Source organism: Ruegeria atlantica (assembly GCF_013033965.1).
Classification (GTDB): Bacteria; Pseudomonadota; Alphaproteobacteria; order Rhodobacterales; family Rhodobacteraceae; genus Ruegeria; species Ruegeria atlantica_D.
In genome coordinates, this window is the sequence record NZ_WQFE01000015.1 from 1 (window position 1) to 24,219 (window position 24,219).

22 protein-coding genes and 2 pseudogenes are annotated in these 24,219 nt (G+C 54.4%); 12 read left to right on the forward strand and 12 right to left on the reverse strand.

Annotated elements, in window-relative coordinates:
- Positions 1-68: 68 nt before the first annotated feature.
- Both GOW16_RS20750 and GOW16_RS20755 read right to left on the reverse strand, forming a co-directional pair.
- Positions 69-890: an alpha/beta fold hydrolase gene (locus GOW16_RS20750; protein ID WP_170419220.1), complete on the reverse strand. Its 822-nt coding sequence runs from the start codon at positions 888-890 to the stop codon at positions 69-71.
- Between the two features lie 21 nt (positions 891-911).
- The gene (locus GOW16_RS20755; RefSeq protein ID WP_170419221.1) at positions 912-1,586 is read right to left on the reverse strand and encodes a class I SAM-dependent methyltransferase; all 675 of its coding nucleotides are present in this window, start codon (positions 1,584-1,586) and stop codon (positions 912-914) included.
- 158 nt (positions 1,587-1,744) lie between these two features.
- Between GOW16_RS20755 and GOW16_RS20760 the strand changes: the two genes are divergently transcribed.
- Positions 1,745-2,926, forward strand: a complete 1,182-nt coding sequence (locus tag GOW16_RS20760) for an alpha/beta fold hydrolase (RefSeq protein WP_170419223.1) — start codon at positions 1,745-1,747, stop codon at positions 2,924-2,926.
- A gap of 135 nt (positions 2,927-3,061) precedes the next feature.
- On the opposite strand, the gene GOW16_RS20765 is transcribed toward GOW16_RS20760, so the two are convergent.
- From GOW16_RS20765 to GOW16_RS20790, 6 genes are all read right to left on the reverse strand, one after another.
- On the reverse strand, positions 3,062-4,096 hold the full coding sequence (locus GOW16_RS20765) for a LacI family DNA-binding transcriptional regulator (protein WP_170419225.1): 1,035 nt from the start codon (positions 4,094-4,096) through the stop codon (positions 3,062-3,064).
- 120 nt (positions 4,097-4,216) lie between these two features.
- Entirely contained in the window at positions 4,217-5,278 is a 1,062-nt protein-coding gene (locus tag GOW16_RS20770; RefSeq protein WP_170419227.1) for an ABC transporter ATP-binding protein, read from the reverse strand.
- Positions 5,278-6,105: a carbohydrate ABC transporter permease gene (locus tag GOW16_RS20775; RefSeq protein WP_170419229.1), complete on the reverse strand. Its 828-nt coding sequence runs from the start codon at positions 6,103-6,105 to the stop codon at positions 5,278-5,280. The genes GOW16_RS20770 and GOW16_RS20775 overlap by 1 nt, the downstream gene beginning before the upstream one ends.
- Positions 6,102-6,977 (reverse strand): carbohydrate ABC transporter permease, encoded by an 876-nt coding sequence (locus tag GOW16_RS20780; RefSeq protein WP_170419231.1) that lies wholly within the window; start codon positions 6,975-6,977, stop codon positions 6,102-6,104. Before GOW16_RS20780 ends, GOW16_RS20775 begins: the two co-directional genes overlap by 4 nt.
- Before the next feature lie 57 nt (positions 6,978-7,034).
- Positions 7,035-8,357, reverse strand: a complete 1,323-nt coding sequence (locus tag GOW16_RS20785) for an ABC transporter substrate-binding protein (protein WP_170419232.1) — start codon at positions 8,355-8,357, stop codon at positions 7,035-7,037.
- A gap of 239 nt (positions 8,358-8,596) precedes the next feature.
- The gene (locus GOW16_RS20790; RefSeq protein ID WP_170419234.1) at positions 8,597-9,985 is read right to left on the reverse strand and encodes a PLP-dependent aminotransferase family protein; all 1,389 of its coding nucleotides are present in this window, start codon (positions 9,983-9,985) and stop codon (positions 8,597-8,599) included.
- A 116-nt stretch (positions 9,986-10,101) separates the two neighbouring features.
- Between GOW16_RS20790 and GOW16_RS20795 the strand changes: the two genes are divergently transcribed.
- A complete protein-coding gene (locus GOW16_RS20795; protein ID WP_170419236.1) occupies positions 10,102-10,962 on the forward strand; it encodes a DMT family transporter in 861 nt (286 codons plus the stop codon).
- A gap of 88 nt (positions 10,963-11,050) precedes the next feature.
- Here the strand turns inward: GOW16_RS20795 and GOW16_RS20800 are convergent, their stop codons facing one another.
- Complete coding sequence (locus GOW16_RS20800) at positions 11,051-11,755, reverse strand: helix-turn-helix transcriptional regulator (protein ID WP_170419238.1); 705 nt, start codon at positions 11,753-11,755, stop codon at positions 11,051-11,053.
- A 105-nt stretch (positions 11,756-11,860) separates the two neighbouring features.
- Between GOW16_RS20800 and GOW16_RS20805 the strand changes: the two genes are divergently transcribed.
- From GOW16_RS20805 to GOW16_RS20840, 9 genes and pseudogenes are all read left to right on the forward strand, one after another.
- Complete coding sequence (locus GOW16_RS20805) at positions 11,861-12,298, forward strand: VOC family protein (protein WP_170419240.1); 438 nt, start codon at positions 11,861-11,863, stop codon at positions 12,296-12,298.
- 40 nt (positions 12,299-12,338) lie between these two features.
- Positions 12,339-12,695: a VOC family protein gene (locus tag GOW16_RS20810; protein WP_170419242.1), complete on the forward strand. Its 357-nt coding sequence runs from the start codon at positions 12,339-12,341 to the stop codon at positions 12,693-12,695.
- Complete coding sequence (locus tag GOW16_RS23115; protein WP_368039948.1) at positions 12,652-12,996, forward strand: NAD(P)H-binding protein; 345 nt, start codon at positions 12,652-12,654, stop codon at positions 12,994-12,996. Before GOW16_RS20810 ends, GOW16_RS23115 begins: the two co-directional genes overlap by 44 nt.
- 1,041 nt (positions 12,997-14,037) lie before the next feature.
- Positions 14,038-14,178 carry a hypothetical protein gene (locus GOW16_RS20820; protein ID WP_170419245.1) on the forward strand — a complete coding sequence of 47 codons (141 nt, stop codon included), beginning with the start codon at positions 14,038-14,040 and terminating at the stop codon, positions 14,176-14,178.
- Positions 14,178-16,811 (forward strand): phosphoenolpyruvate carboxylase, encoded by a 2,634-nt coding sequence (locus tag GOW16_RS20825; RefSeq protein ID WP_170419247.1) that lies wholly within the window; start codon positions 14,178-14,180, stop codon positions 16,809-16,811. Before GOW16_RS20820 ends, GOW16_RS20825 begins: the two co-directional genes overlap by 1 nt.
- Positions 16,812-17,135: 324 nt before the next feature.
- Positions 17,136-17,375 (forward strand): annotated as a pseudogene (locus tag GOW16_RS23165) (transposase); the annotation flags it as partial.
- Between the two features lie 124 nt (positions 17,376-17,499).
- A pseudogene (locus tag GOW16_RS23170) lies at positions 17,500-17,650 on the forward strand (IS5/IS1182 family transposase); the annotation flags it as partial.
- Positions 17,651-17,868: 218 nt separating this feature from the next.
- Positions 17,869-18,822: a LuxR C-terminal-related transcriptional regulator gene (locus tag GOW16_RS20835; RefSeq protein ID WP_254429863.1), complete on the forward strand. Its 954-nt coding sequence runs from the start codon at positions 17,869-17,871 to the stop codon at positions 18,820-18,822.
- Positions 18,823-18,945: 123 nt separating this feature from the next.
- Entirely contained in the window at positions 18,946-19,938 is a 993-nt protein-coding gene (locus GOW16_RS20840; protein WP_170419249.1) for an MBL fold metallo-hydrolase, read from the forward strand.
- A 204-nt stretch (positions 19,939-20,142) separates the two neighbouring features.
- On the opposite strand, the gene GOW16_RS20845 is transcribed toward GOW16_RS20840, so the two are convergent.
- Positions 20,143-20,562 (reverse strand): hypothetical protein, encoded by a 420-nt coding sequence (locus GOW16_RS20845; RefSeq protein WP_170419251.1) that lies wholly within the window; start codon positions 20,560-20,562, stop codon positions 20,143-20,145.
- 104 nt (positions 20,563-20,666) lie between these two features.
- Between GOW16_RS20845 and GOW16_RS20850 the strand changes: the two genes are divergently transcribed.
- Positions 20,667-21,431: a helix-turn-helix domain-containing protein gene (locus GOW16_RS20850; protein ID WP_302478106.1), complete on the forward strand. Its 765-nt coding sequence runs from the start codon at positions 20,667-20,669 to the stop codon at positions 21,429-21,431.
- Between the two features lie 206 nt (positions 21,432-21,637).
- On the opposite strand, the gene GOW16_RS20855 is transcribed toward GOW16_RS20850, so the two are convergent.
- Both GOW16_RS20855 and nhaC read right to left on the reverse strand, forming a co-directional pair.
- Positions 21,638-22,654 (reverse strand): GlxA family transcriptional regulator, encoded by a 1,017-nt coding sequence (locus tag GOW16_RS20855; RefSeq protein ID WP_170419255.1) that lies wholly within the window; start codon positions 22,652-22,654, stop codon positions 21,638-21,640.
- Positions 22,655-22,726: 72 nt separating this feature from the next.
- Positions 22,727-24,199, reverse strand: a complete 1,473-nt coding sequence (gene nhaC, locus GOW16_RS20860) for a Na+/H+ antiporter NhaC (RefSeq protein ID WP_170419257.1) — start codon at positions 24,197-24,199, stop codon at positions 22,727-22,729.
- Positions 24,200-24,219 lie beyond the last annotated feature (20 nt).

The following is a 24,219-nucleotide window of genomic DNA, read 5'->3' on the forward strand; positions in this document are numbered from 1 at the left end:
TCGACCTATATCTCAGTTGCTGCAGTAGCAGCTCGCATAGTCGACGTTCGCCGCGACTGCTGAGTAAGCTAGTTTTTGGGTTTTTGATAAAGCACGCTACCCAGCCAAGACAGAAAAGCCATCGGGTCCTTCGCTGGCCAAATGTGATCGGCTCCGGGAATTGCGTAACTGCGCACGTTCGTTAGACCAGCGACAGCTTTGCTAGGGATAGTCCAGACGTCACCAGATTGCTCACCCCATGCCACATGAACCGGCAGCGGCAATGTTTCAAGTTCAGCAGCTGTAACCGAAACAAAGCGGTGCTTGGCACTGAGCAAGGGGATCAGCGTATGCGCATTTTCCAAGCAAATCTGGCGAAGATCCGGCGGAAGCTTTCCGAATGTGCCGGACCCGCTCACCGCGCCGATAAAGGCCTTCAAAACTCCGATCCCGCCGTCCGTTGCCGCGGCTTCCGTGACGGGTAAAAAGGTTTCCTGCATGCTTAACTGATGCATCGCGATGTCCACGGGAGTGCTGACCAGGCTTGTTGAACTCGGCTCGTACACCGCAACGCCTGAGACTAGGTTAGGCCTGTCGACGCTCAGACGCAAAGCGACGTTTGCGCCATAGGACCAACCCACAACAAAGACTGGGCCGCAATTGAAGCTTTCGATGATGAAGGCAAGGTCATCTGCATGCGTTTTCTCGTTGAACTCCAATGTGGTTTCTGACCATTCGGATGGCCCGAACCAGCGTAAGGTCGGAGCGATGCATCTGTACTGCTTCGACAGTTTCTGTACGTGAGGTGCCCAGATCCGATGATCACAGGCCGCGCCGTGGACAAACAGTATGGGTGCCCCGTTCCCGCGGTCGATACAGGGAAAAAAATTGTTTGATACATGTATAGTCATGAAGCTGACTCCGGTTAGGTATTAGATGGAAAGATGAAGATCGGGACCAGTCGGGCAGCGGTCAGGGCGTTCGCCTGGCCTAAGGGGTCTCGCATGCCCCGTTGTTTGCCAAGCAATTGGGAACGGGACCCCGCCGAGCTTGAAGGTGTCTGCGTCGACACGAAACTTTGCACGGCGTAATGCGGTGGCCGCACGGCGGTTCAGCTGACAACCGCCAAGCAGCGAGGCCCACGGCCGCTGAACAACATCCTGCACGCGCGAAACCCAAGGCGTTGGCGCGCTGACATGTTCGCAAAACAGCACCTCGCCATCTGCGCGTAGTACGCGCCGGACCTCACTCAACACTGCTGACACGTCTTGAACCGTGCAAAGCGTATAGGTCAGCACCACCGTGTCGATGCAGCTATCCGCAAGTGGAATATCCTCGCCAAAGGCCTGAACCAATTCAATCGGGATGTTTGATTGATCAGCCAGTTTCTGTGCCATTTTGAGGCTGCTCTGGCAGGGATCCAATCCGATGAGTTTGTTGACACGTCCCGTATCATAAAGCGGAATGTTAAGCCCCGAGCCGATGCCCAGATCCAGAACGACGCCTTGAGCCTTGGGAATGATGCGATTGCGTTGCTCTGCAAAGGCGCGCCCGCCACAACCGCAATCGACAATTCGGGGAAGGATATGTTTATTGTACAAAGACATGGTTTTGCTTTCCTCTAGGTGACGATGCAGTAACCATGCCGGGGTTTGACATTACGCACTTGGCGGAGTTCTGGAGAAGCAATGAAGAAACGCTGGATTTTCAGGCCTCTTGAACGCTTTGCGCAGGGCCACCCGCTGATGACTGAGGTGAGAAACCCATGATCTACGCGTTTTCCGATTGTGTTCTTGACCTCGAGCGCCGCACGCTGGTGCGCGATGAGGTTACTCAGCATATCGAACCTCAGGTCTTTGATCTGCTGGTTCTTTTGGTTCAGGCCGAAGGGCGGACCGTCACCAAAGATGAGATCATCACGCAGATCTGGAATGGACGAGCGATCTCGGACGACGCGGTTACGAGCCGGATCAAAAGCGCGCGAAAGGCAATCGGTGACGATGGTCGCGCTCAACGATTTATTCGAACGCTACCGAAGATCGGATATCGCTTTGACGGGCAAGCGGATGCGCAACCTGGCCGTTCTCAACAGCCTGCGCCCCTTGCTACGACAGACCCTGGCGATGCACCGGCAACTGATACAACCACGCCCGAGATTGGGTATATAACGGATCGAAGAGGTCGCTCTATCGGATGTGCGGTTCACGGCGACGGCCCGCTGGTCATTATCCCTCCGTTTTGGGTCACCGCGTCTGATCTGTGGCATGATCATCTGGACATCCAAGATTTCTTTCTGACCCTGGGCAAAGGGTTGCGCATATTGCGCTATGACCGGCCGGGCTCGGGCCTCAGCCGTGATGCGTATCCAAACGAGACGCTGGAGGATGAGGTCGCGCTGCTTGACGATATGGTTGCGGCGTTTGACGCTGATCGTTTTTCACTTCTGGCGATCTCGGCTGCTGGGCCTGTGGCCATCCGATACGCCGTAGCGCACCCCGCTCAGGTTGATCGCATTTGTTTTTATGGCGCCTATGGCTCAGGCAAGGATCTGGCGCCTCCGGAATCGCAGGCCATGCTGCTGGCCCTGATCCGGCAGCATTGGGGCGTCGGATCGCGCGCTCTTGCGGATATCTTCATACCCTCGGCAGATGCTGAAGACAGGCGTCGTTTTGCGGCCCAACAACGCGCTGCCGCAGATCCGGAACAAGCCGCTTCCATGCTCGAATTAAGTTGGCAGATTGATGCCAAACTCGACGCGCCCAAAGTTGATGTCCCGACCCTTGTGCTGCATCGTCAAGAAGATCGCGCGGTTTCAGTTGATCACGGGCAATGGTTGGCGCGCTCAATCCCAGGCGCTCGGCTGCAGCTTCTTCCCGGAGACGCGCATGCACCTTGGTTTGGACCGATGGATATTGCACGGCAGGCCAACTCATTTTTGCTTGGATAGCTATTCGTTTTCCAATGCGGTCCGTACCCGTCCATATCGCCAATCCCACGAAAGGCATACATTTCAAACCGAGGGTGTGGCCATGACGCTCGGTTTTGGAACTATTTCGGCAGCAAAACCATTGAGACAGTAGTGCTAAAAAACTCCAGGGTCTCGCCAATTATGCGGGTTTCTAGTGGTACTCCGCACAACAAGTTGGCTTTCAATTTCGATGCACTTAGTTGCTATTTCTGGATTTTCGATCATAGAAAGCAACATCTTAACTGTAGCCTCGGCCATTCGATTTGCCGGTTGACGAAGTGTGGTCAAATCAAAGGTCTTCCAGGCAGCCATTGCGACGTCATCATATCCAATAACAGAAACATCTCTCGGAACGTTCAGACCTAGCTCAAGCCTGAGTGCTTCAAGAACTGCAAAGGCCATATGATCATTGCCAACGAAAATTGCGTCTGGCCCTTTTCCGCTCCGGAACAGATCAAGGGTTTCTTTGTGTGCTTTCACGCGGCTGTATTCACAATCGACAATGTGAAACGGCTCCATCCCTTGCTTGACCATTTCTGCCAGAAACCCGGCTTTTCGTTCGCGACCATTCAATGACTTTTGCCAACCCGCAATGTGCGCGATCTTTGCGTGGCCACCCGCCAGAAGAAACTTCGCAGCAAGTCTTCCACCCTCGAAATTCGCCGCTGTAACAGAGGCAATGCTAGGGTCTTCCTGACCGCGATTGAACAATACGAAGGGAATGCCGTGATCTTGTAAGCGTTTTGTCAGTTCATTGGAAACACTAACAGATGCCAGAATGATGCCATCGACCTGATGTGCAAGAAGATCCTCAACCACACCGTCAACTTCATCGGTCAGGTTAGACGCGAAAAAAGTCATGATATGATAGCCGTGCTCGTGAAACTCGGCGGACAGTTTCTCTAACGCTTCAGTGTAGAAGGGGTTTTTGAGATATGCCAACACGATCCCAATAGTGCGGGATCGCCCTGTATTCAGTGAGCGAGCCAGTGTGTTGGGCCGGTATCCAAGCTTCATCGCTGCCTCGCGCACACGCCGCTGTTTGTCGGCGGAAACTTTGGAACCGGGCATGAATACCCGACTTACCGTTGGCTGGCTTACACCTGCCAGTTTTGCCACTTCTGCCGCTGTTGTTCGGCTCACTCGCATGCACTACCACCGTTTTGCCACAGGCCAATTGACGATTGCCCAAGCGGCTCTCACGGATGTTGAGCCACTCGATCACGTTCGCAGTTTATACGACCCTATTTGAGATACCAGATTGGCAGTTCATTCCGCCTGAATTCGGACACCAGTTTCCGGGTCGAACAAATAGAGATGTTCAGGCGACAGCGAAATGCCAACAACATCATCCTGGTTCTTGCGCAAGTGTCGGCTGCCTCGTGCGATGACGCGCTGCTTGCCCCATTGAACCGTCAGCAATGTGCTTTCACCGGTGTTTTCGAAGGCATAAATTGTGACGTCTATGTCGCCTTCTCCGGGCTCAAACACATTCATGTCGTCCGCGCGAACGCCCAGGATCACGTCAGCACGGTCCGCAATTCCCACTTTGACCAAGCGCGTTCCACCTGTTGTGACAAACATGCCATCCTGAACCGACCCGTTGATCAGATTCATCGCCGGTGATCCGATGAAGCCAGCTACAAATAGATTAGCCGGATCGTTGTAGATCTCGTCCGGTGTGCCGAGTTGCTGGATCACCCCGTGTTTCATCACCGCCACCCTGTCGGCCAGGGTCATGGCCTCAATCTGGTCATGGGTGACGTAGACCGTCGTAATTTTCATTTCGCGACTGAGATGCTTTAGTTCCGCCCGCATCGTGACGCGCAGCTTTGCATCAAGGTTAGAAAGCGGCTCGTCCATCAAGAATACCTTGGGCGTCCGAACGATCGCGCGCGCAAGGGCAACACGCTGTCTCTGACCTCCGGAAAGCGCTTTAGGTTTGCGGTCCAGGAACTGGGTCAGCTCAACCTTCTCGGCGGCCTCATGCACTTTAGGTGCGATGTCGGCTTTGGGTGTCCCGCGTACTTTGAGCGGGTATGCGATGTTGTCGAAGATCGTCATGTGGGGGTACAGGCCATAGTTCTGAAACACCATCGCCACGTCCCGGTCCTTTGGCAGATCATCATTGACCATTCGGTCGCCGATCCAGATCTCACCATCGGTTGGATCTTCCAGCCCTGCGATCATCCGCATGGTCGTGGTCTTGCCACAGCCAGAGGGGCCGAGCAGCACCAGAAACTCCCGATCATGGATTTCTAGCGACTGGTTGTCGACGCCAACAAAGTCGCCCCAGCGTTTGGTCAGGTTCTTAAGACGAACTTCAGCCATCAGCGTACGGCTCCCATAGTCATGCCTTGCACAAAGTATCTGCGAATGATGAGGGCGAGGACGAACATCGGTAACATGATGATGATGCCCGCGGCGCTGAGCAGGTTCCACAGGTCGCCCTCCTCGCCTTTGAAAAGGGCCAGCCCGATGGGCAGTGTGACCGCATCTTTGTTTGTCAGGATCAGCGCGAACAGGAACTCATTCCAGGCGATGATGAAGCAGAAAATCCCCGCTGTCAGTAAGCCCGGTGCCGCCATTGGCAGGACGATATTGAGGATCACCTGTATCCGCGACGAACCATCCACCATTGCGGCCTCTTCGGTGTCCAGCGGAATGCCATCGATGAACCCTTTGATCATCCAAATGGCAAATGGCATCACGATCGCCAGATTTACAAGTATCAACCCGACCCGCGTATCAAGCAGCCCTATATCGCGAAACATGACAAAGAACGGCAGGATGATCACCACGGCCGGGACAAACTGTGTGGCCAGTATCATCACCAGCATCGCCGTTTCACCCGTCAGACGGAACCGCGAAAAGGAGTAGGCCGCCATCGTGGCAATGGGGATCGCTATGACAACCGTGACCAGCGCCACAATGCTCGAATTGAGCAGCTTTGCCCCCAAATAGTAGGGCGCATCGAAGACAACCCCGAAGTTCTCCAGCGTCGGGGTGAACAACAGCTTGAGCTGGTAGACATCGACGTGGTTCTTGAACGCGGCCAGAAAGATCCAGATGATCGGGATCAGCATGATGGATATAGCGATCAGGATCAGCACAATCTGGATCGCGTTGATGATCTGTTTTTTCTGCCGTCCGGTCATGATGCTTTCCTGAACACGAACTTGGCGTAGGCATACGTGAGGAAAATCATTGGAATGACCATCAGCCAGGCAACGGAGGCCGAGTAACCGATCTGCCCGTACTTCATGCCGTTGAAATAGATATAGTGGCTGAGTGTTTGGGTCGCCGTACCCGGCCCGCCATTGGTCAGCATGAAGATTTGATCGAAGGTCTTGAGGCTGAAGATTGATTTGAGAATGATCACCACCGCCAGAACCGGCGCGAGTTGAGGCAGTGTCACATCGCGAAACACCCGCCAGCCAGAGGCTCCGTCAACCTGCGCGGCCTCGATCGTTTCGGGCGGAACGGATGCAAGACCGCCGATCAGCACAAGCGTCAGAAAGGGTATCCAGCCCCAGACATCCGCCATCACGCAAACCGCAAAAGCAAGCTGCGGATGGGCCAGCCAGCTGATGTCGGCCAGTGGCGGAAACACGGCCCCGAAAAAGGCGTCGAACAGCCCAAACTCGGGGTTGAACATGAACCGAAACGAAACACCAATCAACGCCGGCGACATCGCGAAGGGCAGGATGAGCAATGTCTGCACTCCTGACCTGAGCCGTCCGCCTGGCGCCAGAAGCATCGCCAAACCCAGTGCCAGCAGGGTCGTCAATGCGACCGTCAATACGGTATAGATCCCCGTCACCCACACCGAGTTCCAGAACGCAGGCTCTTCCCAGAACGCCCAGGTGTAGTTTTCAAAACCAAGATAGCCCTGCGGAAAGTTGGGTTTGTTGAGCCGCCCAACCGTAAAGGACAGACGCAGCGATTCAACAAGCGGCCAGATTGCGGTGGCAAAAACCACCAGCACTGCTGGCAACACCAGCAGGTATTTCAGCGTATTGTCACGCATGTCACATCCAATCCGATTGACACGGGTGTGACCGTTGAGATCACACCGTGCAATGCATCACTCAATACGCCCGGCGCGCTTGAGCACGCGGTTCGATTGCTCGGCGGCTTCGGTCATCAGTTCACGGACATCACCACCGGCTGCTGCCTTGGCGATAGCAGCCGACAGAATGTCGCCTACTTCGGGCCATTCGGGAATTTGAGGCATGATGTCAGATTCTTTGAGCGAATCCCACGCGGCCGCCTGAATCCCGTCATTGGCCGCATTTACGTCCGCATCCTGCAGCGAAGTGATATGAGTGACGACGTTGTTCACAATCGGTTTGCCCGCCACTTCGCGTTCGATGGCGTTGGCCTTGTCCATTTCAGGGTTGGAAAGCCATTTCATGAACTCCCAGGCCGCTTCTTTGTTCTCGGAATAGTCGGAAATCGAAAACGGCATCGAGATTGCATAGGTTTTCGTCCGTCCATCATAAGACGGCATTCCTGTAAACCCGACCTGATCCTTGGTCAGCGTCGATGATTCCGGGTTGTAGAAACCGGAATATGCCCACCACCAGACGGGGATCATCGCGGATTTGCCCTGCATGAACGATTGACGGGCATCCTGCTCGACAAAAGCCAGACTGTTGGGGTTGGTGACACCGTGGACAGTGTGCAATGCGATGTAATCCTCGGTGGCCTTTATCGCCTCGTCGCTCGTCCAGGCTGCGGTCCAGTCATCATTGAAGATGTCTGCACCGGCGGCCCAAAGGAAATTGATCCAGATGAACAGATTCTGACGGTTGCCATCATTGTTGTAATACAGCGCCAGAGGGGCGATATCGGGATTTGATTCCTTCAGCTCTTTGCCGATTTCGATCACTTCTTCCCACGATGTCGGAGGTTCCAGGATCAGATCCTTGCGATAAAACATCAGCTGCGGATGCGCGCGCAACGGAAAACCAAGCGTCTTGCCATCATACTGAGCTGATCGTGCAAAGGCCGCCGGGTACCGATCCATCGAAATCCCATCTTGGGCCATCATATCGTCAATCGGCATCAACCAATGCGCATTGGGCGGCCCCCAACTGTCGAGGTAATTTACCACATCGAAGGTCCCGTTGGCGGCGATCCCCTCGGCGTTGATCTTTTCTTGCAGCGATCCGAACGGAATAAACGTCCATTCGGTTTCGATCCCGGTCAACTCGGTGAATTCATCATCTCGCAACATCAGACCATCAAATTGGGGGGTCACGACACTCAGGATGTTCAGCTTTGTTCCGGCATACGGCTGACCTTCCTTCAGATTATATGGAATGTCCTCGGCACTGGCGCTGAGCGGCATCAGCATCATTACAGTCGCAGCCACTCCTGCTTTCAATAGAGTCCGTTTGCGCATTCTCTCCTCCCTTGCGAATCGCAACATAAGATTAGCTAGGGTTAAGATATCATGAATACGTATTCACAGTTTGCTTTTTTGGCGTTATTAGCCTCGAAGCCACCGATACACCGCGTTGTATGCCTCGAATTTGTTGTGGAAAACGTGGTTTGGAAACTGCAAACAGAAGTACGGTCGTCCTATTCCCGACCTTCACCTTTAAGGGCAGGTTTTCTGACCATTCCTTGAAGCAGACATCCCTATTGTGACTCACTCATCAGATCACGAAGTACTTGCGATTGTGCCTTTCCGGTCATCTGGCTTACGTTGAAACGTAGAAACGAGTTCTTGGATTGAGTCGGGCTAAAGACGTTTCCGGGCGCCAGAACAACCCCTTTCTTGAGAGCCTGCTGCGCCATCACTGCAGCATCCTGCCCGCCGGGTAGTTCGCACCATAGATAAAAGCCACCTCTGGGTTTCACGAAGGGTCTTATGTTTAGCGTGTTTAACTCTTCGATTGAACGCACGCGGGCGCGATCCAATTTGACCCTAAGCGCCTCCATATGTTTGCGGTAGCTCCCATCGGTGAGCGCCGTATACAGCAATTCTGTCACCACAGGGCTAGGACCGCCGAAGCTGATCGCAACCTGAAGATCCGCCAAGGCCGCAATCCAGTCGGGACGCGCTGCTATGTATCCACATCGCAACGATGCCGACAGGGTTTTGGAGAAACTTCCAATCGTCAGAACCCGGTCAAGCCCATCCAGTGACGCCAGTCGTGGCGAAAGATCAGGTTCGAACTCAGAGAAAATCGCATCTTCCACGATTTGCAAATCATACGCTTCGGCCAGAGTCAGTACGCGATGCGCAGTCGTTGCAGTGAGTGTCACACCTGTTGGGTTGTGCAATGCCGAATTGGTCAGGTAGAGCCGCGGACGCTCTTTCCTAAGCACGTTTTCAAATTGGACGAGGTCGGGACCGTTAGGCGTGTAGGGGACACTGACAATGGTAATCTGGTGCGCTCTCAGAAGGGCCTGAAAGTTGAAATAACATGGATCATCCACCAACACAGTATCGCCAGGCTTGATAAGCAATCTGCAAATCAGATCCAGCGCCTGCGATCCAGAATTGGTGAGTAAAACAGCATCGGGATCTACCTCTATGTTCTGGTCGCACAGCGTTCGTGCCACATGCTGGCGCAGACCGGAATGACCTTGTGCACAGCTGTAATCTGTAAGTACATTGTCGTCGCCACGTGCCACACGGCGCATCGCTCGCCGGAGCGACTCGACAGGCATCCAATCGGCAGGCATCCAGCCACATCCAGGCTTTGCCATTTCCTTGCTGGCGTCGATCGATTGTCGCGCGACCCAGAGCGGATCAATCTCGCGCTCAAGCAGCGGCCCAGTTTGCGAAACCTCGAACGGCTGTACGCGGTCCGACACAAAGAAACCTGAGCCGCGCCTGGCAAAAATAACACCTTCAGCGGCCAATACATCATAGGCCTCTACCACTGTCGAAGGTGACACGCCCAAGCGACTCGCGAGGCCTCGGACTGAGGGAAGTTTGTCACCCGTGCCAAGTGCCCGCGATCGGATGCGACGCGTGATATGTTCCGTCACAAGAGCTCTACGGGTCGCAACAGCCATATTCAAACTCCCCTGTATGGGATCAATTGCCAGTACAGTTTATGCAAATTGTATTGCTTTGTACCTACGTTTGTCGCGCCACTCCAGCTACAAGGTCAAAAAAGGACCTATAATTTATGAACTCCTCGTTTTCTGGCTGGAGCAGCGGACTGCTCGGTGTGTTGATCTTCAGTGGGTCACTACCCGCAACGAGGGTGGCCGTCAGTGGACTAGACCCGTTCTTTCTGACATCAGCCCGAGCGGTTCTTGCGGCTGTACTTGCGCTTTCTCTGCTGGCCTTGTTCAAAGAAAAATTACCGTCGCGTGCAAATCTGTTTTCTCTTGCGATAGTCGCCTTGGGTGTAGTGATCGGTTTTCCGCTTCTAACGGCGTTGGCGCTCCAGCACATCACCGCTGCACATTCCATCGTTTTCATTGGCCTCCTGCCGCTGACCACTGCGGCCTTCGGCGTTCTGCTTGGCGGAGAACGCCCGACCGCATTGTTCTGGATGTTCTCAATCCTCGGCAGCTCGGCAGTCGTCGGCTTCGCCCTCAGTCAAAGCGCCGAGGCATCACTCGTCGGGGATCTCTTCATGGTCGCTGCCATCCTCGCATGCGGGTTGGGCTATGCGGAGGGTGCACAAATTTCGCGCCGCTTGGGTGGATGGCAGGTAATTTCCTGGGCGCTGGTTCTATCCCTACCTTTTATGGCTGCTTGCGCGATTTTGACATGGCCACCTACGTTAAGCGGGCTGACCCTGCCGGTCTGGCTCAGTCTAGGCTACGTCTCGGTCTTTTCGATGCTAGTCGGTTTTATCTTCTGGTATCGCGGTTTAGCACTGGGCGGCACAGCAGGTGTCGGACAGCTTCAACTGCTCCAGCCGTTGTTCGGCCTGATCCTCGCGGCTCTTCTGCTTGCAGAGCCCGTTGCGCCGTCCATGATCGGGGTAACGATCTTTGTGGTGATTTGCGTGGCCGGGGCAAAGCGTTTCGCCTGACAGCGCTTTTCGGACATTGCTCAAATAGTGCACCGCTACGCTGCAGCTTCCCAGAAGCAGTCCTTGGGCAACTTTGCAACACGCCGTCTCATGTCACCTCTTCATAACGTTTCCGTTCCGCATCCATCGCGCTGCGCCACTCTGCGCGAAGAAGGTCCATTCGCCGCGGAATACAGTCCTCAAGCACATCTGCCTTGATGATCCGTTCTGTCCGAAAGTAGCGAAATTCATCGCGCAACTCGCACCAGCCAGCGATGATGCGGCTGGTGTCCCGGTATCCCAGCAGTATGGGCCAGATCACCCGACGAGTCTTCTGGCCTGAGTTATCTGAATAGGTCATGGAAATCTTTTTACGGCACCGAATGGCGAGACGAATGGCGGCCGCGCCGAGCACTTCATCTGACTGAGCAACGGGCGCGACGCTGACGGCCGGCTGAAGAAAGGATGTCCGGTATTTGTCCGGCGCGACGGCTTTCAGCTTGGTGATCAGCTTTTCAGCTGCCAATGCAAGCTCAGGCTCGCCTCGGGTTTGGACCCACAAGGCCCCCAGCGTCACGGCTTCGATTTCATCCGGGGTCAACATCAGCGGTGGCATATGAAAGCCGGGTTCCAACACATATCCGACCCCGGCCTCGCCGTTGATTGGCACGCCCTGACCGATCAGCGCAGCGACATCGCGGTAAACCGTACGCTTTGTCACGCCCAATTCTTCACCAATGGACTGGGCAGAGATCGGCCCTTTGGCACGTCTCAGAATCTCGATGACTTCAAATAGTCTGTCGCCGCGCCGCATGTGACCTCCTTTCGATGAAACAAATCATAGTGACACTATGCTGACAACACGTTGTCAGCATAGGCCAAGTAGAAGCAGGAAAGAGACCAGAAAGGACACAAATCCATGAGACGTTTCACTTCCCTAGCCCTCGCTGCAGTCCTGCCCACGACACTCGTCGCCGAAGCCGCAGAGCCGAGAGACTTCGCGCCAATCGTGGCCATGGGCGCCTATGTTCCGACCGACGACATGGAGGTGTCCGAGGCCTTTTACCGTACGCTCTTCGACAGTGCCCCGGCGATCGGGCTTCCGGATTTCGTGGCGTTCGACGTGGCTGGCGGCTGGTTCGCAATTGTTTCGCGGGACAAGTATGCGCCAGGATCCGAGCCAGGTTTCGGCGCGGTCCCCTACCTGCAAGCCACCGATCTCGAAGAGTTGCGCGCCCGCACCGCCGCCACGGGCATCTCGGCACCCGAGATCATCGAAGAGCCGGGTATTCACTTGCTCAAGGTCACGGACCCAAATGGCCAGTTGATCGAGTTTTTCAAACTGACCGGTCAGTGACACACCCACTATTCAATGCAAATACAAAGGACATCGCACCATGCAAATGAACTACTTTGTCGTTGGAACAAACGACATGGCCACTGCCACGCACTTCTATGACAAGCTTTTCGCGCAATCAGGCTTAGAGCGCGTCTCGCCGACGGACAGAATGACATACTGGTTAGGACCAGATTTTGCCTTCGCAGCCGCGATCCCCTTTGACGAAAACCCCGCCACAATTGGCAACGGAACAATGGTGGGCTTTAGCGTCGGATCAAACGTAGAGGTAGAAAGGCTTCACTCCTTGGCTATTGAGCTTGGCGGAACAAGCGAAGGCGAACCTAAGCAACGTGGGCCACGCTTTTCGGCATATGTACGGGATCTGGATAAGAACAAGATTTGCCTCTCCGCCTGAGGCAGGTAGAAGCGGTAAATTTGTGATCCGAGCTACGCTCGCTAGGGGTGTGGACGTCACAGCGGTCGTTCGCACTCCAGACAAGGCACCTGATCTCCAAAATGCAAGACTGCAAATCGTGATTAGCGATCCTGCGTTCCTCGTGTCGGTATTTCCCGGCCATGATAGCGTGATCTCAACCCTTGGAGGTCGGCTACCCACGAGAGCAGCGGCCCCCTTTTTGGTCCGATCTGCAAACGCCATCGTCGAAGCAGCGTCCGCGACGTGCCTCAAACGGGTTTTGACAACCTCGACGGCGTGATTGTCCGCAAATCAAACATTGCTTGGAAAACTCCTTCTCATCGTTGTGCACTGCGCCCGATTAATGGAAAACAATTTGATAAGGCTCGGCCTCGACCGGACCTCGGCCCGCGCAGGATTCCTCAATAACGCCCGCTGGGCTGCCGATTGCGCTCAACGAGTTGCTCTACCTGAACACGGAACAGCGGTTTCCAGATTGGTCGATGCACCGTTCCTGATTGATGCGATTGAAGACCCTGAGGCCAAAGGTGCAGCATACGGAATGTCGCAAGCGAGTGCATGACAAGACTTCACCTTTTCACGCCTGTCCACAATCCCTGTCGAAGATATTGCGGTCCATATGTCCGACCCCACTCTGCCCTCGCACAAGCACTGTCTCCCGGACGTCTGGGATAAGCAGCGTGCGGCTGATTTCGTGTTGATGAATGAGGCGCGATGGACGCACGACGCTTTGGGCCATTGGGCAATCCTGGCGGAAGATGTCTATGTGGGCTGGGGTGGCTTTCTGCGAATTGGCCCAAACTGGGACTTCGGCCTCGTAGTGAAGCCTGCTGCCTTTGGTTTTAGGATGAGAGTAACCGCCCAAGCACTAGAATTCGCGCGGCGCGATGTGAGTATTACGTCTGGGACGTTGCTTGTTCCTCCGACCCCCGCAAAATTGGGTGCGCTGGAGCGACTGAGCTCACAGTTCGAGGATCGCCGCCGAGATGGCACAAGCGAGAATCGCGAGCGCGTTCAAAGATCTCGGACATGGCGAACAAGGCCAACGGATTACCGTCGGCCAACATAACGTCGATCGTTTCCTGTGAGATTTCAACCATCTGATTTTCGACCAATTTCTTCAAAATACTACTCCAATGGGTAGGGTCAATTTTGGTGTACTATGGCATATCGACCTAAACGGATAGCTATATACCCGCCCAATTAGACACCCCAAAGCAGTAGTAAGTTACGTTGCGTCGCCAGGCAGGTCCGCGTTTCCTTATCACCAATGCACCATGACGTACATTGGTGACCAGTCCACAACCGAGGGCGTTAACAGATGGTATTTCAGATTTCCCCTCCGCTTGATATCCCCGAAACCGTAGCTGCAGGTTCGGGACCGGAGAGTACGGATGCCCGTGTTCTGGGCGAGCTAAGCGTTTTTCTTGCCGGTCGCGCGCCGCGAAAAAAGGTGTTCTGATGACGGCACTGGCCAAAAATACTCAGTCCACCCCGGACCCATCGAACTATGCCGAGGGGTTGCGCCTGGAACTGCGGTCGTTGTGGCGGAACATTTTGCTGAAACGGGCACCACATGTGGCCACATGGGCCGAGGTCTCGCCGCTGCAATCGATCCCCACCGGGCCAGAGGCATCCCCATATCTGCAGGCATTATCGATCTGGTTTCAACTGTTACGCATCATTGATGAAAACGCCGAAGTCCGGGACCGCCGCCTTACCGAGACCCAAAGCGGGGCCGAAGCGGTCGAAGGTGGATTTGCTGAGGTGTTGTCGGACCTTTCCCTGCCTAATACCCAAACGAAAAAGTTGACCGCCAACTTGTGTGCCGGTCCCACACTGACCGCGCATCCGACCGAGGCCAAGCGGGTCACTGTTCTGGAAATTCACCGGCGGATTTACCGCAACCTCGTCAGTCTGGAAACGCAACGTTGGACCCCGACCGAACGCGCCGAATTGCTGAATGGTCTGGAAGGTGAGATTGATCTTTTGTGGTTGACAGGTGAGCTTCGCCTGTCGCGCCCAAGCCTGCACGACGAAATCGAATGGGGGTTGCAATTCTTCCGAGATGCAATCTTTGACGCCGTCCCACAGGTCATGGATAGGTTCGATCAGGCCTGTCTGCACGTGTTGGGTCAGACCCTGAGCAAGACTCCCGATATCCGATTTCATAGCTGGATCGGAGGCGACAGGGACGGCAATCCGAATGTCACAACCGAGATGACCGCACTGGCCCTGAAACGAGGACGCGAAACAGTTATGTGTCTTTACCGTCAGGCTCTTGATCGGGCTGCAAGCAGGTTGAGTATCAGTGCACTCATACTGCCGTTGCCCGAGCCCAACAGGGCGCGTGTGCAAGAAATAGTCGATCGGGCTCCGGAGGACGCCGACCGCAATCGAAACGAACCGTTCCGGCAAGCTCTCAATGCCATCCGCCGTCGGCTGACGGATGGCGGCTATGATCACATCTCGCATTTTGTGAGCGATCTTGACGCGCTTGATGCCGCATTGTGCGCGGTCAACGCCGAAATACTGGCGCGACGGCATATCCGACCCCTGCGCCGGGCCGCGTCGGTTTTCGGGTTCCGAACCACTACCCTGGATATCCGACAGAATTCGACCGTCACAACCGATGTTCTGGCCGAAATCTGGTCACAATCCGGGCAGGCTCCCGAATATGGCACGCCCGAATGGTCTGGCCGTTTGCGGGCCGAACTGGCGGATCAGAACCTACCTTACCAAAATCGTGACATGCTGAGCGATCAGGCGCAGGAATTGCTCGCCCTTTTGGCGCTGGTCTATAGCGTACGGTCAGGGCCAGACCCTAAGGCAATTGGGCCATTCATTTTGTCCATGACCCGTTCTGCCGATGATATTCTCGGTGTCTACCTGCTGGCCCGTTATGCCGGGTTCGGGTCCGAGAAACTGGATATTTCGGTGGTCCCGCTGTTCGAAACAATTGCCGATCTGCGCAACGCCCCCGCGATCCTGCTGAACGTTCTGGGTGTTCCTCTTGCTCGCCGCAGCCTCAAAACCGATAGCAACGTAATCGAGGTGATGCTGGGATATTCGGACAGCGGCAAGGATGGCGGCTATTTCTGCTCAACATGGGAACTCGAGCGCGCCCAACGTCGGATCGTATCGGCGCTGACGTCACAGGGATTTCAAGCCGCGTTTTTTCACGGTCGTGGCGGCTCGGTCAGCCGAGGTGGCGCACCCACCGGGCGCGCCATCGCCGCGCAACCCAGCGGAACAATTGCCGGGCGGCTGCGCGTAACCGAACAGGGCGAAGTTGTTTCGACCAAATATGCCAACCGCGGGACGGCCGCGGCGCATCTCGAACTGCTGCTCTCAAGCACGTTGCGCCATACTGCGAACCCTGGGGGATCCCCTGCCCGGCCCGAGTTTGACGACGCGTTGGATGCCTTGTCGGAACTGTCGCAAACGGCTTATGTCTCGTTGTTGCAGATGCCCGGCTTTCTGGATTATTTTCAACAGGCTAGCCCGGTTGAAGAACTTGCTCGCCTGAAAATCGGATCCCGCCCGGCTCGTCGGTTCGGCGCAGCCAGCCTGGATGATCTACGAGCCATTCCATGGGTCTTTGCATGGTCGCAGAACCGCCACCTGATCACAGGTTGGTACGGATTCGGGGCTGCAATGGCCAGCTTCCGCAAATTTAGGGGCGCGCGTGGCGATGAAGTTCTTCAGGACATGTTTCAGCATTCCCGCCTATTCCGTCTTGCGGTCGATGAAATGGAGAAGTCGCTCTATCAGGCGGATATGGGTATCGCCGCGCAGTACAGCGAGTTGGTCGATGATGAAGAGACCCGTCAACGCATCTCACGGGCAATCAATTCGGAACACGATAGCGCCTGTAGCGCTGTGCAGTTTCTGACTGGTGGTCAAACCATCGGTCACCGGTTCCCTCGCCTTTGCGAGCGCTTCGAACGCAAGCGGGCTGAATTGGCACGCATTCACGCGCTGCAAGTTCGATTGCTGCAACAAGCACGAAACGAACCACACGCAGGATCGGTTCCTGTTCCTCTATTGCAATCCATGAACGCCATTTCCGCCGGCCTTGGCTGGACTGGTTAACCCTTTCAAAAGGTTTCAAAGTGAACACCCCTCAATGGTTCTGAGGCATGGCCGCAGCATCGGGAAACGTTCACAATGTTGGCATTGTCAGGACTGGTAGAGAACGCATTGCAGCAATTCAGCGATAAATCGTAGGTCTGTTTAGATCTCAGGCGGCGATCCCAACCCATAGCGGGCTCTCAATGCTGTTCCGGATGCTGCAGTTGCAATCCGCTTAGCGGTCATTCATTGTGCTGGGTCGTGTTGACAAAAGGGATTCACATCGGATCTTGGTCATGATTCAAGCTGGTATCTGCGATGTAGACCAGCTTTGCACGAGACATAATGTCGGAAGAAGAATGGGCGTTCATTGAGCGTTTTATCCTTTCCGCTCGCGCCCCGAACGGACATAAATCCGCCAACCACCGGCTTGTTCTTGATAGGATATTCTGGATCGTCCGGACCGGCAGGCCGTGGCGCGACTTGCCTGATGAGTTTGGCAAATGATCGAGCATCTACCACAGGTTCAGGCGCTGGACCTTAGCAGGGCTTTGGCAGGAGATCACAGAGGCGCTGAAGCAAAGCTGAGCGGTGCCAGCGGCTTCGCAAATGATCGACAATGTTGTGATCCGCGCCCATCATCCACTGCCCGGCAAGGCATTGCGCCAGCAATCTCCCGAGAGGGGGCCGCGGCGTCAACCGCTCACTCTACCAACTACGCAACCTGGGCGAGCGCTGTTTCAATAAGCGCAAGAATGCCCCCCGTATTGCAACTCGCTATGATAAAACAGCGGAAAAGCTACTTGAGATTCATCGGCATCGCTTCAATCCGCCTTTGGCTCTGGCATTTGTCAACATGACCTAAGACAACAAGCTACGAGAATCGGCGAACTTACAATCTGCGGACAGGACGGACCACCGCCGAAGGATGATAAAGGTCTGCTTGCAGCATGTGGTTTTGGCACCGCGACGTTTTTCTAGCCGGATCAGTGTGATCATAGGATCGCGCAATCTACTTGTCGGATCATGATTCCAGAAAATAGACTACGTTGAAACCTAAGATGGTGGGCCCATTCGCTTGAAACCTTCGATATCGAAAGAGACCACCAAAAAGTGGCAGCGGATTGTTGATTTGATCGCGCGAGTTGCCGATGTGCCAGCCAGCCTGGTGATGCGCACGCAAGAACCGTACCATTCCGTTTTTGTCACAAGCAAATCTGAGCGAAATCCGTATACTACTGGCCGTCGGTTCACGTTGAACGAGAAACTGTATTGCTACGGGGTCCTACAGAACGACGGAGAACTGACAGTTGAGGACGCAACCTGTGATCCCAAGTGGATCGACAATGACGATATGGAACATGGAATGCGGTTCTATATCGGATACCCTTTGAAATGGCCGGATGGTTCGGTGTTCGGCACCATCTGTGTGCTGGACTCGCGACGCAATCGACGTGCCTTGCTCTTCCGTGAAGGTTTGCAAGAGTTTGCTAGGGTAATTGAGGCGGACCTTGAACTGCTCATCGAAATTGATCGACGCATTGCCCTCGAAATCGAACTACAAGCCACCCTGGATCAACTTGAACAACGTGTAGCAAACCGCACGGAGGATCTGGAAGAGGCTAATACCGCGCTTCGCGTTCTACTTGGAAGCGTCGAAACATCGCGAGAGGAGTATGACACCAGGATACTACGCCAGATCAAAGGGTTGGTCATCCCGCACCTGGTCAAATTGCGCAGCAGGCTGGAAGGAGATCCCGCCGGTCGTGCTTATCTGGAACTGGCCGAAGAAAGTTTGAAGTCGATAACGTCAGAGATGAGCGGACAACTGACCACGGTATTCGAGATGTTGACGCCAACAGAGCAGGAAATCGCGCAGATGATTATGCGTGGTCAAACAACCAAGGACATTGCTCACACACTTTCGCGCGAACCGAGCACCATTGAATTTCACCGGAACAATATTCGCTCCAAGCTTGGTCTTCGTCGCAGCGGACAGAACTTAAGAAGTTTACTGCTTTCAATGCAATAGGAATGTGGGGATTGTCCCCATGTTTTCCCCATGAAAATTCGATGCCTGTTACAGTGAGCCCGATTGTTACCCTCACGTTATCCGAGGACAAACCCGGATCATTCGACAACGGGGACGAGTAATATGGAAAAAGACGAGCTCAATCTGAAACCGGCACTATTGCGGGGTGACGAGGATAAGATGGCGCCGGGACTGTCGCGCCGATCGTTCTTCATGGCGGCTGGCGCCGCCGGGATTGGAGGTGCTACAACCCTTCTGAATTCGACTTCCGCCAAGGCCCAGTCCACTGACTGGACCCAACCAGGCAACAACAACGGCGTAATTGAACTGCAAAAAACGACCGGCAACACGGTCGAAGGCGCGGTTGGTATCGACTATTTCGGTCACTGTGCAATCAAGATTACGTCACCGGGTGGTGCAACAGTTCTTTTTGATCCCTGGAGGGATGATCCGTCCGGCGCGTGGGGACTTTGGTTCAAGAACGAGTTTCCGGAAACGCCAGTAGATATCTGTATGTCTACACACACCCATTTCGACCACGACGCGATTCACCGGCCCATTTCGACGATGGTACTGGACAGGATGGTCGGCAATTTCGAATTTGCAGACCTCAAAATTACTGGCTTTGCCGATAAGCATGTCTGTCGCGCGCCGGGATGGTACGATTGGACAAATGCGCTGGGTGAGTTCGGTGTACAGGCTTGTCCGCCAGACAATGTTAGTCACATGGATATGGTGGTCTATCTGGTGGAGACCGGCGGTATCCGCACGTTAATTTGGGGCGACAACCGCCACAATCCACCGCAGGAGTTTTGGAACGCTATTGGCCAGGTCGACGTATTGACGCTTCCTGTCGATGGTTCACAACACATTTTGGATTACAAACAGGGAAATGACATCGTTGCCAAACTCAAACCCAAGATCATCATACCTACACACTACCTGAATGAAACCACCAGCTATACGCTGACTACCCTTCAAAATGCAGATGAGTGGGTCAAATCGCAGAAAAGCTATAAGATGCTCGACAACCCCAGCCTCTCACTGGAAGCAGCTGACGTAGCCGGGATGGATCGTGAGTTTCTGTATTTCGGGCACAACGCTCAAACAGGCTGACAACTGGGACGGTGGGGCAAACTTGCCCCACCTAACGGCTGGCTTAATACCGTACACACCAAAAATAGAACAATGACCACCTTGTAGCGCTATTCGTTTCACTCAGGCAATTGCGGCCTTTTCCTGCCGTTGAGCAGAGGGTTCCGGTACGGCAATCGCAGTTTGCTTTCCCGACATTCGCTGCATTGTCAAAGACATCAAGTGTCAAGGGTTATCGTCAGTTTGAGGTCGGCTGCACAGCAGGATCAAAAGCAGGAATGACAGGTTCAGGGCAACGTTGACTGGCGCTCCCACCAGAACAGAGCCTGTGCTGTCTGTGCAAAACCAGACCCACGCGGCGATCTTTGCCACTTTGGCTGCCGCGGTGGATGACAGAGGCGCGATGTAAGTTCCCAAGGCCCATTGCATTGCTCCCAATCCGGCGGTCAGACCCCCGGCAATTGCAAGCAACAACGGCGACGGGACCGATATGTCGGATGCAACGGAATGGATCGGCCAATAAGCCACTGTCAGAAAGATATGCGCCAGAACGTGCAAAGCTGGTAGTGCAGTCAATGCAAACAGAACTCCGGTGACGACCAGAATTGCGCCGGACAGGCGCATGGCGGATTGTTGTGGGGTCATGACGGCCTCCTTTCATTGATCTCTTTCATGCGATTGGAGCTGTGCAGAAATCAATTACGTCAGAGGTAAGTGATTTCTGTTCGCGCGGTTGTTATGCTGGCTTTATGACCCCGTATCCCAGTTTGCTGAAAGAATGGCGGAAGCGTCGACGAATGAGTCAGCTTGACCTGGCAACTGAAGCCGATGTGAGTGCGCGTCATATATCTTTTCTCGAAACCGGCCGGTCCCGACCCAGCCCGGACATGATCCTTCATCTGTCGGATGTCATGGATATTCCTGTCGATGCCAGAAACCAGATGATGCGTGCAGAAGGCTTTGCCGCCCGCTTTGCAACGACCCCGCTTGATGATGTTGCCATGGCACCAATCCGCGACGCGGTCGAATGGACGCTGAAACAGCATGAACCTTATCCGGGTATGGTGTTGGATCGGGTCTGGAAGATCGTCAAGCTGAACAGGCCTGCCGAAGTGCTTTTTGCTCCGCTCGGGATCGAAAACGGGCAAAGCCTGCTGTCGCTTGTGACAAGCTCGGTTATGGCGGAGCTCGTAGAAAACTGGCCCGAGGTTGCGCATCATACGATGCTAAGGCTACGTTCGGAAAGCGCGAATGCCGGTGGGCTGCCGGAGTTGGACGCGGCGGCACGGGCGCTTGCACCTTTTGCGAAAACCCACAGGGACAAGGCCATTGGACCAACGGTTCCCGCGATCTATCGCTTTGGAAGCCAGCGAGTTTCAATGTTTGGCACCATCGCACAATTCAGCACGGTCACAGATGTGACGCTTGACGACTTGAAGATCGAGCTTTTCTTTCCGTCTGACGAGCCAAGCGCCGTTTTTCTTAGGTCGATTTCCGATCCGGGATACGATTGACGATAGCTAAGCAGGATGATGGACGGCGTTACAGATAATAGCTGCGCATTTTTTTGGAGTAGTCATAGTCGTTCACGGCCCTTTCCTGACTTTCGCCATGCCAAAGATGCCGCATCGCAGCTTTGTTAAAGCGGACCTTGGTTGGTTGCACATTACCTAAGTCAACAATTCAAAGTAATTGACTTCTGATATTGGTCAGATGCAGTTTAATCGCGTCTTTCTGACCATCCCCTCCGGAATGAAGTTGGTGCCTCGCCGTAGCGTTTCTTGAATCGTACGGTAAGCTGGGTAGCGCTGCTAAAGCCAGTGGCTGCCGCGATTTCGGCGACCGCCATCTCGGTTTCGCTGAGCAATGCGTAAGCCCTCGCGACGCGCAGTTCGATATAAAACTGGACAGGTGAAGTTTCTACATACTTTTGGAAGAGACGCTCCAGTTGACGACGAGATATCTGTACGGCTTCTGCTATTTCAGAGATATCCAGCGGCTCTTCCAGGTTTTCGTGCATGATCTGCATGGCATTGATCAGGTATTGATTGCGACTGCCCAAGGCCACCGAGAAGGCTGATTTCTGAAGCGTTTTGCTATTGTTGGACCGAAAGTGGATACACATGTCTGATACGATGACCGCCAGGTCGTTTCCGAAGTCGGATTCGATCATGTCCAACATCATATCAGTTGCGGCATTGCCGCCACCACACGTCATAAGCTCGTTGTCGATTTCATACAGGTTTGCCGATGGCTCCAGATCATCAAAATGTTCGATGAAAGCCGGGTGGTTTTCCCAGTGCAACGTAAACCTTTTTCCCGGCAGAACCCCGGCCTTGGCAAGGGCAAAAGCGCCGGTGCAAATTCCACCCAGATTGCAGCCAAAGGTTCTCTGTCGACTGATCCAGGACAGGACTTTGGGATTCGTACTATCGGCTGGTTCAATGCCTGAGCAAACAAACAGCCGCGAGGATCGCGGCAGATTGCGTAGTGCAAAATCCGGCGTAATTTCAATCCCGTTGGAACAGGAAACCGGCGTTCCGTTCTCGGTGATCAGAAACCACTTATAAAGCTCTTTGTTTGTGACCTGATTGGCGATCCTCAGGGGCTCCACCGCGGCACTGAACGCCAGCATGGTCAGTTTTGGCAATAGCAAGAAGTAGATCTCTTTGGCCGACCCATCATAGTCTATGCGATAGCTAGCCGCGCCCTTTGGGACAAAGTTTCTTGTGTTCATAGTAGCTCCTCCCAATATCGACCAAGGCGGATGAATGGCACCAACACCCGTTATGGTGTTGGTGCAGAACGGTCAGGTGCTCATCTTCGCTACCTGCTCACCGCTTTCTTCCCAGAAGCGGATCTCTTCTTCGCTCGCTTTTGGTGAAAAGAGCCCTGTCATAGCATAGATGATACCGATGACCGGAGACAGCCAGCAAGCAAACGCGAGTGGGATATACAGCAGGTTTTCGAAGTTCCCGTCAGCGATGCCTAAGCCAAGTGCAGTGATTACAAACGCACCGCCCGCATTCCACGGGATCAGCGGGGACACCAGCGTTCCCCCCTCTTCGACTGCTCGCGACAGGTTTAGCGGGGAATAACCCATAGCGCGATAGACAGGCGCATACATTCGGCCCGGCAGTGCAATCGACAGGTAAGGGTCACCTGCCACGGTATTGGTCGCGACAGATGTCAGGATCGCCGAAATCTGTATGCCGGCAAATGTTTTTACCTTCGAAATCACAACTTTGATGATTGCCTGAAGGCAGCCGACGCGTTCAAGCGCTCCACCGAAGCCCAAAGCGAGCAATACAAGTGAGATCGTCCACATCATCGACTGAATGCCTCCGCGGTTAAGCAAAGGGTCGATCTCTGGAACCCCTGTATCGATTGAATAACCGCTGTTGGCGAAAGTGAACGTCTCATGCAGCCCAGCCCCCTGACAAAAGATTGCCATAACACCGCCCGCAACGGCCCCGGCAAACAGCGACGGGATCGGAGGTTGTTTCATGACCGCCAGAACGATGACAAGGACAGCAGGAAACAGCATGATTGGCGAAATCCAGAACGCATCATCCAAGGCCGCAGTGATTGCGTGGATGCGGTCAAATGAAACCTGGGACGTGTCGATCAGAGTGAAGCCAACGACAAAGTAAATCACCAGTGCGATCAGCATCGAAGGAACTGTCGTTGGAAGCATATTCCTAATGTGATCGAACAGATTGGTTCCTGTCACCGCCGGAGCCAGATTTGTCGTATCCGACAAAGGCGAGATTTTGTCTCCAAAGAATGCACCAGAGACCACCGCCCCCGCTGTCCAATACATCGGAATACCAAACCCGGCACCGATCCCCATAAGCGCCAAACCAACTGTGCCGGTTGTTCCCCACGATGTGCCCAATGAAACAGAGACAATGGAGCAAAGGATCATTCCTGCGGCAAGGAAAAGCTCGGGCGACAATATCTTGAGACCGTAATAGATCAGCGTTGGGACGGTGCCGCTTGCGATCCACACACCGATGATCATTCCGACCGTGATCAGTATCGATACCGACGGCAGTGAGATGTTGATGACATGGAATACACCTTCTTCGATGCTGGGCCATTTGTGACCCAACTTGAGGCCAACAATGCCGGTGATCGCGATCCCGAATGCCAGCGGAATGTGCGGGGTAAAGTCGCCGAAATAGAATAGCTGCAGCCCTAGCACACAGAGGGTCAGCACGATTGGCACAAGCGCCAGTGCTAAGCCAGGTTGCCGTATGTTGTCTTCATTCGCAGACATTTGGGTCTCCTCCATTGGAA

Bases quoted from the DNA above. Each gene is read 5' to 3' on its own strand.
- GOW16_RS20770 (WP_170419227.1), bottom strand. From the start codon at position 5,278: ATGGCTGAAGTTCGTCTTAAGAACCTGACCAAACGCTGGGGCGACTTT.
- GOW16_RS23115 (WP_368039948.1), top strand. From the start codon at position 12,652: ATGTACGGGATCTGGATAAGAACAAGATTTGCCTCTCCGCCTGAGGCA.
- GOW16_RS20850 (WP_302478106.1), top strand. From the start codon at position 20,667: ATGACCCCGTATCCCAGTTTGCTGAAAGAATGGCGGAAGCGTCGACGA.
- GOW16_RS20795 (WP_170419236.1), top strand. From the start codon at position 10,102: ATGAACTCCTCGTTTTCTGGCTGGAGCAGCGGACTGCTCGGTGTGTTG.
- GOW16_RS20800 (WP_170419238.1), bottom strand. From the start codon at position 11,755: ATGCGGCGCGGCGACAGACTATTTGAAGTCATCGAGATTCTGAGACGT.
- GOW16_RS20825 (WP_170419247.1), top strand. From the start codon at position 14,178: ATGACGGCACTGGCCAAAAATACTCAGTCCACCCCGGACCCATCGAAC.
- GOW16_RS20820 (WP_170419245.1), top strand. From the start codon at position 14,038: ATGGTATTTCAGATTTCCCCTCCGCTTGATATCCCCGAAACCGTAGCT.
- GOW16_RS20755 (WP_170419221.1), bottom strand. From the start codon at position 1,586: ATGTCTTTGTACAATAAACATATCCTTCCCCGAATTGTCGATTGCGGT.
- GOW16_RS20855 (WP_170419255.1), bottom strand. From the start codon at position 22,654: ATGAACACAAGAAACTTTGTCCCAAAGGGCGCGGCTAGCTATCGCATA.
- GOW16_RS20785 (WP_170419232.1), bottom strand. From the start codon at position 8,357: ATGCGCAAACGGACTCTATTGAAAGCAGGAGTGGCTGCGACTGTAATG.
- GOW16_RS20790 (WP_170419234.1), bottom strand. From the start codon at position 9,985: ATGGCTGTTGCGACCCGTAGAGCTCTTGTGACGGAACATATCACGCGT.
- GOW16_RS20845 (WP_170419251.1), bottom strand. From the start codon at position 20,562: ATGACCCCACAACAATCCGCCATGCGCCTGTCCGGCGCAATTCTGGTC.
- GOW16_RS20750 (WP_170419220.1), bottom strand. From the start codon at position 890: ATGACTATACATGTATCAAACAATTTTTTTCCCTGTATCGACCGCGGG.
- GOW16_RS20805 (WP_170419240.1), top strand. From the start codon at position 11,861: ATGAGACGTTTCACTTCCCTAGCCCTCGCTGCAGTCCTGCCCACGACA.
- nhaC (WP_170419257.1), bottom strand. From the start codon at position 24,199: ATGTCTGCGAATGAAGACAACATACGGCAACCTGGCTTAGCACTGGCG.
- GOW16_RS20775 (WP_170419229.1), bottom strand. From the start codon at position 6,105: ATGACCGGACGGCAGAAAAAACAGATCATCAACGCGATCCAGATTGTG.
- GOW16_RS20810 (WP_170419242.1), top strand. From the start codon at position 12,339: ATGCAAATGAACTACTTTGTCGTTGGAACAAACGACATGGCCACTGCC.
- GOW16_RS20780 (WP_170419231.1), bottom strand. From the start codon at position 6,977: ATGCGTGACAATACGCTGAAATACCTGCTGGTGTTGCCAGCAGTGCTG.
- GOW16_RS20840 (WP_170419249.1), top strand. From the start codon at position 18,946: ATGGAAAAAGACGAGCTCAATCTGAAACCGGCACTATTGCGGGGTGAC.
- GOW16_RS20765 (WP_170419225.1), bottom strand. From the start codon at position 4,096: ATGCGAGTGAGCCGAACAACAGCGGCAGAAGTGGCAAAACTGGCAGGT.
- GOW16_RS20760 (WP_170419223.1), top strand. From the start codon at position 1,745: ATGATCTACGCGTTTTCCGATTGTGTTCTTGACCTCGAGCGCCGCACG.